At 45.1% G+C, this 11,684-nt stretch carries 9 protein-coding genes and 1 pseudogene; 5 read left to right on the top strand and 5 right to left on the bottom strand.

Features of this window, described 5'->3' with window-relative positions; all coding sequences use genetic code 11:
* Positions 1–861: 861 nt before the first annotated feature.
* Complete coding sequence (locus ACWQXP_RS15275) at positions 862–1,851, bottom strand: zinc-dependent alcohol dehydrogenase family protein (RefSeq protein ID WP_454063740.1); 990 nt, start codon at positions 1,849–1,851, stop codon at positions 862–864.
* Between the two features lie 593 nt (positions 1,852–2,444).
* On the opposite strand from ACWQXP_RS15275, the gene ACWQXP_RS15270 reads away from it, so the two are divergent.
* Positions 2,445–3,002 carry a hypothetical protein gene (locus ACWQXP_RS15270; RefSeq protein ID WP_454063739.1) on the top strand — a complete coding sequence of 186 codons (558 nt, stop codon included), beginning with the start codon at positions 2,445–2,447 and terminating at the stop codon, positions 3,000–3,002.
* A 1,077-nt stretch (positions 3,003–4,079) separates the two neighbouring features.
* Here ACWQXP_RS15270 and ACWQXP_RS15265 read toward each other — a convergent pair.
* Complete coding sequence (locus tag ACWQXP_RS15265; protein WP_454063738.1) at positions 4,080–4,886, bottom strand: aspartyl/asparaginyl beta-hydroxylase domain-containing protein; 807 nt, start codon at positions 4,884–4,886, stop codon at positions 4,080–4,082.
* A gap of 631 nt (positions 4,887–5,517) precedes the next feature.
* On the opposite strand from ACWQXP_RS15265, the pseudogene ACWQXP_RS15260 reads away from it, so the two are divergent.
* Both ACWQXP_RS15260 and ACWQXP_RS15255 read left to right on the top strand, forming a co-directional pair.
* Positions 5,518–5,744, top strand: a pseudogene (locus tag ACWQXP_RS15260) (type II toxin-antitoxin system RelE/ParE family toxin).
* Positions 5,719–6,039, top strand: a complete 321-nt coding sequence (locus ACWQXP_RS15255; RefSeq protein WP_454063737.1) for a HigA family addiction module antitoxin — start codon at positions 5,719–5,721, stop codon at positions 6,037–6,039. The pseudogene ACWQXP_RS15260 and the gene ACWQXP_RS15255 overlap by 26 nt, the downstream one beginning before the upstream one ends.
* 109 nt (positions 6,040–6,148) lie before the next feature.
* On the opposite strand, the gene ACWQXP_RS15250 is transcribed toward ACWQXP_RS15255, so the two are convergent.
* Entirely contained in the window at positions 6,149–6,796 is a 648-nt protein-coding gene (locus ACWQXP_RS15250) for an REP-associated tyrosine transposase (RefSeq protein ID WP_454063736.1), read from the bottom strand.
* A 125-nt stretch (positions 6,797–6,921) separates the two neighbouring features.
* Positions 6,922–7,380 (bottom strand): hypothetical protein, encoded by a 459-nt coding sequence (locus ACWQXP_RS15245; protein WP_454063735.1) that lies wholly within the window; start codon positions 7,378–7,380, stop codon positions 6,922–6,924.
* Positions 7,381–9,502: 2,122 nt separating this feature from the next.
* Between ACWQXP_RS15245 and ACWQXP_RS15240 the strand changes: the two genes are divergently transcribed.
* Both ACWQXP_RS15240 and ACWQXP_RS15235 read left to right on the top strand, forming a co-directional pair.
* Positions 9,503–9,946: a hemerythrin domain-containing protein gene (locus tag ACWQXP_RS15240; protein ID WP_454063734.1), complete on the top strand. Its 444-nt coding sequence runs from the start codon at positions 9,503–9,505 to the stop codon at positions 9,944–9,946.
* A gap of 219 nt (positions 9,947–10,165) precedes the next feature.
* Positions 10,166–10,510 (top strand): four-helix bundle copper-binding protein, encoded by a 345-nt coding sequence (locus tag ACWQXP_RS15235; protein WP_454063733.1) that lies wholly within the window; start codon positions 10,166–10,168, stop codon positions 10,508–10,510.
* A gap of 306 nt (positions 10,511–10,816) precedes the next feature.
* Here the strand turns inward: ACWQXP_RS15235 and ACWQXP_RS15230 are convergent, their stop codons facing one another.
* Positions 10,817–11,662, bottom strand: a complete 846-nt coding sequence (locus ACWQXP_RS15230) for an aldo/keto reductase (RefSeq protein WP_454063732.1) — start codon at positions 11,660–11,662, stop codon at positions 10,817–10,819.
* Positions 11,663–11,684 lie beyond the last annotated feature (22 nt).

Raw genomic sequence — 11,684 nt, 5'->3', positions numbered from 1 at the left:
CCAACCCCTTCAACTTCTTGGTTCTTCTGACTCTTAGAGTTTGAGAGATTGAAGTAAATCCAAGAAATTATGAAGAATCCGGCACTTATGAAGGAAATTAAGGAAGGGATGACTCAGCTCAAAAAAAGGCCAACGGTTTTCTTTTGAAGGGGTATTTGGCCAATCAGACCAAACATCAAAACGTAAAAAATGAGTAGATTCCGCCTGGAAATTTTTCAGGCCCTCCGCGATCTCATCATCCTACTTTCTCCTCAGTTCAAACGAAACGTCAAAGCAGCGACGCCATCGCTATTTGAAGAACCCTTCCAAGCCAAAAAATTAAGAAACGAACTCTCAGAACTCAGAAGTTCGAGGTTGTCAGATGTTGCCTCGGTCTATGGCCGTTTCAGTTATACCGAATCGGTAAAGTACCAAACTGCTAAAATTTAATATCCACTACGTGATATACAAGGTTCATTGCTGTTAGAGCATCCATGCGGGTATAACTTTCCGATGCTTGAAGTGAGTCATCGTGCGGGCTTGGCGATCTCAAGTCGACACCTCAGGAGCAGACCCGCGTTGAACGTCAGTTGTCTATTAAGGTTACGCAGGTTCACACAACAATCGTCGCTACTAGGACACCTGTAACCCTCATGGTTCGTATGCCGAGTGCGTCTCAGTAAGAGTTGGACTGACAAAAAGCACTGGCGTGTTACGCGTTCGTGTCTTAGCCCATCTATGATCACACTATTGAGTGACCCTGGAGTATTCTCAGTAAAGATTGAAACGACAAGGCCAGTGGTGCGTTGAGCGTTCGTAGCCTAGGCACCCATCGAACTTATTTGGATTCGCTATAGCCTTGCCGCTTGATGAACAGAGTTCTCACACCGTGACGACGATTTTTCCTTTTTGCTGATTGCTTTCCATATAACGGTGCGCATCCACGATTTCCTCTAATGGAAAGGTACGATCAATAATGGGCTTCAATTTGCCGGATTCGAGGCCTTGATAAATATGCTGTTTCCCGCGCGCGAGCCGTTCGGGATTACTGACAATCTCAAATAATGTGTAGCCTCGTACTGTTAATCCTTTTGACAGCGCTGAAAGGAGAGGGAAGGGGGTTTGGTCTGAAGAGAGGGCTCCATATTCAAAGATGATTCCCTCCTGTGCCGTGGCCTCGCCAAGTTGTTCCAGGATGGGGCCAGAGATTGGATCAAAAACGAGACGGCACCCCTTTCCCGAGGTAAGGACATTCACTTTCGTCACTAAATCTTCTTCTGCCGTCGCAATCACGTGATCCGCTCCGGCCTCCAAGAGAAACAATTTTTTATCGGAACCGCGAGTCGCCGCGATGGCGGTGGCTCCCATAGCCTTGACCATTTGAATGGCCGCGAGGCCTACACTGCTACTGGCGGCAGTAATCAGGACGGTATCATTTGCATTTAAATTCCCATATTCGATCAGTGCTCCATAGGCGGTCATATACTGCATCCATATGGCTGCACCTTCACTAAACGATAAATGGTCAGGATAATGGACGACGGCAAAAGCCGGTACGATTGCACTTTCACCGTACACGCCATACTGGCCAACAGAAAATGACGGGATCGTACTCACCCGATCGCCAACACGAATGCCGCTCGTGTCAGGCCCCACCGCGTCCACCGTTCCCGAAGCTTCGTAGCCAATCCGTGAGGGGAACGTGGGCGTTTCCAAATACTGGCCTCTCCGAAACATGACCTCTGCCCGATTGAGTCCGAGCGCCTCAACCTTGAGCCGAACTTCGCCCTTACCAGGTTCAGTCAAAGGCAAATCTTCTATTTTCAGAACGTCGGCTTCCCCGGTCTCATAAAAACGTACAACTTTTGGCATTGTCTTCTCCTTCAATTAACGTTGTGATTACGACTTGTTGTTTCATCTGCCGTGTGACCTCAAAAATTGCACGGCCAAATCGATCCGTTTCAGTCTCTATCCAATCATTCAACGCGACTCGACTCGTAGCATAGGCTGTTCAGGCCTTGCGAACAACTCGAACTAACCCTGGACAGAAAACTCGGACTAGGTGATTGCTAAATTAGACGGAGAATGAGATCGGAAAGGGTCTTCAAATATATCGAATGTTTGAGAGAACAAGATTTATTTAAACTTTTTGTCATGTCATGCAATCATCATCGCGCCTCGTCACAAAATTAATGGAAGAACATTGCTGATTGAGCATGACGAATCGGTCATTAATGACCATTTGATGGCAGTCCATCGATATGTTCTGTATAGATTTGTGAAAAATCGAGACGATTTGTCTCTATAGGCACAATATGGAATATGTCAAGATAAGGAAATACACGCACAGGAGAATAACGAAACGTTAAAAAACTATTGGTATAAAAAGCAGGAGGTATGTTACTACAAGATGTTGAGCACGAACATTCACGTCCATAGCACATTTTTAAAGGAGATTAGATTAAATGAGAGAAAAACAAAACACAGGAAAATGCGGGTGGTGTCTCATGACCGGAGCTGTCATCTGGTTGGGCTTGGGGTTGCTTATGATACCGAGCTGGGCTCTGGCCGCCGATGAGCCAATGCCAGAAAAATCGTGGAGTGCGGGTGGGGCTATCGGGTATTTATCCAATACCCCTGACGGTACGGCATTTGCTCTCAATTTACATGCCGATGCCAATCTGAATGAACGCGTGTCCGTTGGGCCGCTTCTGCAGTTGGGGTTTACGGGTGATCTCACGCTTGTAGGATTTTCTGGACAAGGCAAATATACGATTCCCATTTCAGAAACGGACGATCGATTCAAGGTTGTGTTCCAAGGAGGCATCGGATTTGTCCATGCCGATCCTGGGCCAGCGGATACGTCGTTTCTTCTTCCATTGGGCGTCGGCATGGATTATCAAATCAATCCGCAACTGGCGTTTACAAGTGATTTTTTGTTGAATATTACAGATTTAGATCATGGACGTGGCTATAACGATACCAATGTGATGCCCAGTCTGACCTTCGGGGTGCGATTCTGACCGGCTAGTAACAGGGAACTCTCTGGTCTGAGAGGCTGTACTCATTTTCTAGACCTCTGTAAATGAGTACACTTCCCTTGTTCCAGAATATGTCGTTAGTTTCAGATGATTCCGGAAGATGGCTGACTTCTTGGCTTTTCTTCATTTCTGCAGACCCCTATCAAGTCAAAGAGTTAAAAGACATATCTGCAGGACTCAAAAGCTTCGGAGTCACCAGATCTCGATTGATCCTTCGAGTCAAATAATCCACTGTAGAAATTGTAGCCTTTGGACTACGGAAAGATATTAATGAACGAGCAGCGACGGAACTGAGTAAGATACCGCGAAATCAGAAAGAGGGTGAGGTAATTTACCGTTGTGGAAATTGGAGCTTACTTAGCTGTAAATCAGTTTGATCGCATTGAATTGACGTGTAAGGATATGAATTGTCAATTCACGACAAGAATTCACAGGGCTTAAATAAAACCGCTTGTTCACCTTTGAGCGCTATGTGCGGTTGATTAAGCGAAGTGTTGAGGATGAGTTGCAGAGCGGTTATAACCACTTCAGTTATACCGAAACGATAAAGCGCTAACTTATACAATGTCGCTATCCAATACGAAATAGAAAACGTCAAGCATTGTAATAAATCCAAGGGGGTATAACCTTCTGCTGTTTGGGCATCGTTCTTCGCTGTCTAGGCGACCTATAATGAACTATCAAGAGGCAAACAGGTCTCACCATTAGAAGCACTTCGTTGCTGTGAGAGGGATACAGCAATTGTCACCTAGGCGACCTTTCCTCTAAACTGGAAGTTAATTGGATTCGCTACAATACTGGTAAAACTAGATCTAATCTTGAAACCTCGTCCCTTTCGTTGATCATGGGTCGGAAGCTATCGGCGTGTTAGTCTCAAAATCATCGTAGCCATACTGCAACATTCATCTGCTACTATCGTGGAACACGTTACACGTCGCACAATCCTTTAGCTTTCAAGTCACCTTGAAGCCTTTTTCTGATGTTATGAATCTATTATTAGATGAGCGTAGATCAGAGATCTTAGTAAAACCACACAATATATTTAGCGTGTGATATGTGTCATTTTTTTTCGGCTCGCTGATAAAGGTCTTCCCACATTTTCAAATTTTTGCGAGCTTCTTGTACATATCCACTTCTTCGAATCCCTACAAGCAAGCCTTTACTGATGACCCGACCTAAGAATCGCATAGGTCGGTCTACATCTATTACTAAGACAACGCGTTCTTGATTTGTGGCATTCCAGACCTCGTGACCATAGGTGTCGTCGAAGATAAGACAACGTCCTTCTTCCCATTGACATAACTGATTGTCCACTCGCATGACGCACTGCTCTCGTTTTTCCGGAACATATAAGGCGAGATGACAGCGTATAAGACCTTTTGTTACGCCACGATGATAGGGAATATGATAATTTGGGCTAAGAATCGAAAAGAAGGCGGTTTGAAGGCTGGGAATCTCATTCAACACTTTCATAGTCTCCGGACATCGTATCCAGCTCTGTTCAGACTCATACCCAAATCCTTTGAGAAAAAAGGTTTTCCAATTTTGTCCGATTGAGATCTTCCGTTGATCGGGAGAAATTTCATGAAAATATGGAATATATTCTCTCATCTGTAGAAGATCCTGCATCTCCTTTCGGATCACTCCGTAATTTAATTCAAGAGTTTTGGCCCAGGGAAATTGAGATACATCGAACACTGGAGAATTTCCTATTAATGATTGGCTTCCAAGATAAGAAAATAGTGCTCGGAGAATATTCTTTCCTTGTTTTTTCCACCATTTTCGTCTAATGGCATACAGGTTTTGTATCCAATCAGCCGTTCCTACCTTTATGACGGGATTTATTGAACTTCTTTGTCGGACCATAATATTTCTTTTTTATAGGCAATTTGTCCAGTGTATCAGTCGCAAAAGCAATCATGATAAAAAATGCAAGTTCGCATTTTCACCAGTATGCGACCTTCCTTTTTATTCCATTTTTATTGCTAATCCCTATATTGGATTCCTTGTCACTTGATACCTTCGCTGACCATGCGAATACAATCATTTATATTAGTTTAGTTCCTCATACTTATGTTTATCATTGTTTAAATATGAGCACGACTAGTGAAAACCCTTGTTTGTATCACCATGTTGCGAATCTTACAGATAGACTTTGACAAGTGATTAAGACGCCTACAGCATTAAACCTCCTCAATCAAAAAAGTTGGTTTTTCAGACGCATACACATCATAGTTTGTTTCTGTTTTGTTTAATGAACTCTTCACGGTTATAGGGCTGTCCTAGAAAAAGGGACATCCTTCTTTTCTAGATGTATAAAATCCTCAGTCTGCCGTAGGTGAAGATATTCGAACACTGATCCAGATAAACTTGGCAGTCAAAGGGCTCGGCGAATGGAGCACATTACAAAATCAAGAATGCCTACTTTTCCAATTCAAGGTAGAAATTCACAGCGATGAAACTCGACTTCTTGATTATCTTTGAGCCTTATACTTGATTGTTTAAGCAAGGAGATAAAGCGTACTGCACGAAGGGGTTTATTGTGTTACATGAAGCCGCTGAATTGAAAGACCCGTGTGTTCCTCCTGGTAATAGGCTAGAAGCACTCAAGGGAAACTTGAAAGGAAAGGGCAGTATTCTATTCGAATCAATGATCAATGGCGTGTCGTTTTTCAGTGGGAAGGAGGAAACGCATTGAATGTGCAGATTGTTGATTACCATTGAATGGGGAAGTCTGATGAAGCAACCGAAAAATCCATTCCATCCCGGAGAAATGCTGTTAGAGGAATTTCTTGAGCCTGCTGGCATTAATCAATCTCAATTTGCGCATAAACTGGGATGGACTCGAACGCGGCTCAACGAACTCATTAAGGGGAAGCGAGGGATTACTGCCGACTCTGCGTTAGATCTGGCTAAGGCATTGGGAACATCCGCCAAAGTTTGGATGAACCTTCAAGCTACGTATGACCTTGCCAAGCAACGAAGCGTCGCAAAACAGCTTAAATCAATTTATAATTGAATAAACTTCTGTGTTTTCGGCATGGAGAAATAAAATTCAGCGGATCGAAGAAGAATGGATCTGAAAAAAGGGAGACATTCTCCCTTTTGAGAAAGATGGGGGTTCTCTCTTACGAGTTTATCCGAGGTCGTCCACGAGGATTCATGCTGGCCTCGAGCCCCAACCGCTTGGCGGTTCGCCGCATCCAGGCCGTCTGGCCAAACGGCGTGCCCCGATTGACACTTTGTCGAATCGCCTCGACTTCCTCGTCCGCATTGGCGGTGTTCACCAACTTCTTCCATCCTGACGGCCGTGTCACCGGGCTACTATGCAGCCACCTCCCCCGAGTGGGCAAACTTGACCACCGCCAGTCTTCTGCTCGGGTGACGAGACGAGCCCGCACGGGATTTCGCTCGATATAGCGCCAGACCTTAAGTAAATGTTCATCCTGTTGAATCGGAAAGGCTTTAAAACGTCCCTGCCAAATATGGCCGTTCGATTGATGGTCCCGGTGATAACGACGCACATGGGTGGTCATCACCCATTGCATCCACTGGCTCAACTCGCCGTCTTTTCGCGGCCACACGAGCAGATGAAAATGGTTGGGCATAAGACAGTACGCGATGATCCGTAGAGGTCGTTCTTCCAAACTCTCCTGGACAAGTTCAAGGAAGGCCTGGTAATCGCCAGAATTATGGAAAACCTCGGCGCGCGCGTTGCCGCGATTGATGACATGGTAGCAAAGTCCACCGACAGAGGCTCGAGCAGTACGAGGCATAACCCTATACTAACCCACTCTATGGTGAGACGTCTACAGAAAAGGAGAATGTCCCCTTTTTCAATATTTTTCAGCCGTCGTTTGCGGCAGAGTTTCCAGGACCGTTGTCGAGATAGCGGCAAACCTCATCCACTAGTACCGCGGATGATATTAGCAACAATCTGTGCAACGCCTACTTCTGCGACTTGTACTGAAAGCTCTAAGCTTTTCTTGAACGTAAGAGGAACAGGCCATCCAAAAGTGAAGTCTTGGACGGGCCCTCCTTTTAAAAGAACAAGGCCGCGTGGGTTGTTTTGAGTCAGTCCCAAGTTACTGGCGGCAGCATAGGATAAAGAAAACACGACACGCCCATCGATACGGAGTGTCACAAAGGTCAAATCATTCGCGCCACCCTGCTTCGATACATGTCCCGCGAGAAACAAGCCTGGTCCCTTGATTGATATCAGCTTGTGAGTGCTTCCCTTTTTCAGATTGGTCTTGAGCCCTTGAGCCCCTTGAGGATTACACATCCCGACTTCACATCGTGTTTCAGCAGATACAACGCTCTTGGCCTTTGCAGTTTTTGCCTTCTTTTTGACTGTCATGGATTACCTCCTTGCGCTATTCACGCCTAAGAAATCATGAAGATTTAGTAGATTGCGGGATGAATGTCTTCTTCGTTGTGAAGGACACTCTCGCCATCATAAGCGCAACTTTGGCGCAACTTTTATGCCTTTATGATCAAAAGGCAAATTTGGGCAATCAATCGAGAGATTCACTATGTTTCATAGGCTAAACACACTTGCACGGATTTAAAAATAAAACCAAAGTCATTTCGTTCTTGTTCAATAATGTTATCTAAACCGATACATTCTGCATTTTTAAGATAACAAACAAAAGCGGATGACAAAGCTAAAACCTAATCAGAAAATTATCGTGATAGGGGACATTTTCTGACGGCTCTCCATAAATTCATAGTTTAGGGATCTTCTTCAGTTGCTCTTCCAGCTGCGCGAAGGCTTCGTTGACATGACGCACAGAGATCGCGTTAAAAAAGGGGACAAGAAGTTTGTTTCACAAGACAAATTAATTGGTGTATGTCTTAGGCCTACCTAGATTCTTGTTCTTGAAGGCAAGCCAAATTCTTCTCTTGGATTCATGAATCATAGTTGCGTCTTTGTCTGACGAATTATGATGATATACCTATAAAAATTCAGGAATGCTCAGCACGAGGAATATCTTTACGTCAAAAGGCATGTGATTTGGTTTCAACACAACAATTATTCTTAGCTTCCTCGGAAAATTTTTGATTGAATACAAGCTGTGAAACTTTCATTAATTGTGGTGAAGCCAATTAGGCAAGTGACATTCCCTTTACATCAATGGGTTGATGTCTCTCATGCGTGTTTTTCAGGGAACCATCGAATTCCCTGATCTTTTTTGCTTCTCGCCATTTTTCGAAGATGCATGAGCGTCTCGCCAAGAGAGATTTAGTATGTTGGCGAAGAAAAATTGTCTCGTCCTGGAGCAAAATGTCTATATTCCTATAGCTTCTTCAATCATGGCACCTAAATATCACATAAAAATGGGCAATTCTATGGGTCATCCCTTATTCCACATTGGCATAACGGTTGCTAGGGTATTGGTAGGTCTCTGATTAGCCACAATGGGCTGACATAGAAGGGAGGTGAAGGCAGATGAACACCAATAAGCCAGGTGCCAACAAAACGGGGCAGAACAAGCCGGCGGTTTCTCAAGATCAAAAGAAAGATCAAGCGAAGGCAGGCCAAAAGAAACCGTACGGTAAACACTAAGGTGTCTCAAACACACTGGGGTCGCCTGAAACGCGACCCTGCGTGTTTGAGTTCGGTATGATATATGTGTATGTAAGTTCCAGGCTTTACAAGAACATTTTCCTGAAAGATCATGCAGCACATTCAATCCGTCCTTTGGCCCTGAGACTGTGTGCGCTGCTATCAGCTGCGACGATTGGAATTTTTGATGTGGTCTTTTACTTGCGCCACGGTCAGCTATTCGTACATGACGTCGACTTCAGAGAATGACGAAGGAGGCTAGTAAACGAATGGAGGGATGGACCGAGGACGCAAAAGATACGGTAGGGTGTTTGTGGAGCAAGGGCAAAAGGCTATTGGAGCGTAGGGTGCTCATCGGCAAAAATCCTTTTCCCTGATGTGACTTATTGAAGAATCATAAGTCATTCCGGTCCTCCCATAACTGTGTCAGAGAGAGTTTCTCAACTTAACCGTTCCTACGAATCATCAATACGCTGGAACATCCTTGAGTTGGATATTCGCCAACTCCTAACTCCTGGCACAGGTTCATCGCAAGCTTCCTGGCTTCGTTGCCTTGTTGTGGATTCTTGACAATTGAGAAGGGATTCTCCCGAAGCGTCTAATAAGCGTGGGCCATGACCATGCCGTCCATGATGATCTTGGCAATATGACCTCTCCTTTCTCTTCTACCTTCAAACTCTGAAGTCATTCGTCTTTCCCCTATCCTAAAACGCCTCCCTCTCCTCTCCGCCTGTCCGCCCGCACCTCGAGGCAATGACTGTCATTAATTTTTCGTGTTCCATTACATTTCCAGGGTTCTATACAGTTCATCGTGGCCATGGCTTGTGCCTATACTTCATCACAGTCGACGATCGTATTTTATATATTAATATTTTTATCAACCAGTAAACTGATCAATAAGAGGGGTAAGTCGATGGACATTTTTCAAGTTTTAAAAAAAGATCATCAAGAGGTAAAGGAATTATTTAAGAAGATTAAAGAGACTGGTCCCCGAGCGGCCAAAAGCCGAGAGAAGCTATTCGCTCAATTAAAAGGCGACCTTGAGGCACATAGTTATGGAGAGGAAAATGTGTTTTATCCTCGTCTGAAAGAACATGCGGAAATGGAAGACCTTGCCGAGGAAGCCGTGGAAGAACACAACGGAGTCGCTGATCTGCTCGGTGAATTAGAGGACATGGATCACGAATCAGATGAGTGGAATACCAAACTTGCTGAATTGAAGAAAAATGTCGAACATCATGTCAAGGAAGAGGAAGGAGAGATTTTTAAAAAGGCCAAAAGTATTTTGAGCAAAGAAGAAGCCCAAGCCTTAGCCCAAGAGTTTCAGGAATCGAAAGAGGAAGCCGCGGCGAGTTGAAACCTCTGTTGCGCGAGATTACAGGGTTATAGGTGAAGTATATAACCTTTCCTAATCCATAAAGAAGTTATTGGGCGAGAAACGGTGGAATTTCTCTATCGATCGCCTTTCGACAATTCGTTTTTATATGTCTCGATCTTTTTCACGGCACTCATTGTAACATGTAACTTTCGGATGCGGTAAACGGACCGCATCCGAAAACAAAAGGAGGGTCTTGTTATGGCGCATCAATATCAATCGTGCGTGGAAGCCTGTGTTCAATGTGCTGAGGCATGCGAATCATGTGGAAATCAGTGTTTAGGCGAGATGCCGGATTGTGCAAGAAATTGCATCGATTGTGCTGATCTCTGCTGGTCCTGTGCATCGTTTATGAGCCGAGACTCTCAGTTTAGTGCTGAAATTTGCAATATCTGTGCAACTATTTGTGATGCATGCGCTACAGAATGTGAAAAACATCAAAATGATCATTGCCGTCGATGCGCCGAAGCTTGTCGTCGGTGCGCGGAGGAATGCCGCAAAGTAGGCGCGAGTGCAGGCACCCAGAGACAGGCTGTCGGCGTTTAAACTGAAGACCAAATTCTATCCATGATGGGGCAAGGTTTAGGTTAAGCCTTGCCCTGTTTTATCTCACTGTTCGGCATGCAGCAGATCCTTCTCTTTATCAGTCCCGTAAGTGGTAACGCTTACTTTAACCGAACATATCATCCCGCTGAACACATACCGGTGGGTCGGCCATCCGTCAGCTACTAGGAACCCCCATTTTGAAATATCCTCGTGGGTGTGGTGTGGTAGAAGTTAAGCTTTTTCGGTGACAGACATCTTCATAAACCTTGTGTTCGCGATATACCACACGGCTTATAAGACCTTTAATCAAAGAGTGGGAATGCCTTCTCGGCGAGGACCGAGAGGAAATGTCTGATTCAGCCGTTCCACATCTTCGTCTAAGAGCACGATATCAGCGGCACGGGCATTGTCTTCGACATGGGAGATCTGGGAAGTTTGGGGTATAACGAACACGAAGGGATGCCGTAGGAGGAACGCCAGGGCGATTTGCCTGGGAGAGGCCTCATACTTTAAGGCGATGGCGGAAAGAACCTTTCCGGCATTGCTGGTCGCAGAAGGAAAACTGCCGGATCCGAACGGACTATAGGCCACCACGGCTATATTCTGTCTGGCACAAAATGGCAGAATGGCATGTTCAATCGCTCGTTCCTTCATATGATACAGAACTTGGTTGCAGGTGATGCTTTTTGCGGCCGTGAGTGCCAATGCACTGGTCAAGGTAGGTTCATCCACATTGCTCAGTCCCCACGATCGGATTTTTCCGTCCTCCTGCAGTTTTTCAAACGCGGCAAAGGTTTCTTCTAACGGATGAGGACCGAGCCAATGCAGGAGGTAGCAGTCGAGATAATCTGTCTTCAATCGCCGTAAACTTTGCTCGCAGGCCTTTCTCGTGTTTTTCCGCGACGCATTGGACGGCAAAACCTTGCTCACCAGAAAAATTTGGTCGCGCCATTGAGGAATGGTTTTCCCCAATAGGATTTCCACCTGGCCGTCTCCATACATCTCGGCGGTATCGATATGCGTCATACCTAACTGCAACCCGTGCTCAATTATGCTGGAAAATTCCCGTGTGGAAAGAGCTTCCATATTCCACGTCCCCTGCCCGATAACGGGAACAGAAAATTCAGTGGGACCAAATTGACGGTACTTCATATACTGATAAAAGTTTGAACTT

The organism is Candidatus Nitrospira salsa (assembly GCF_965152625.1).
This window is presented reverse-complemented; position numbering and strand designations above follow the sequence as displayed.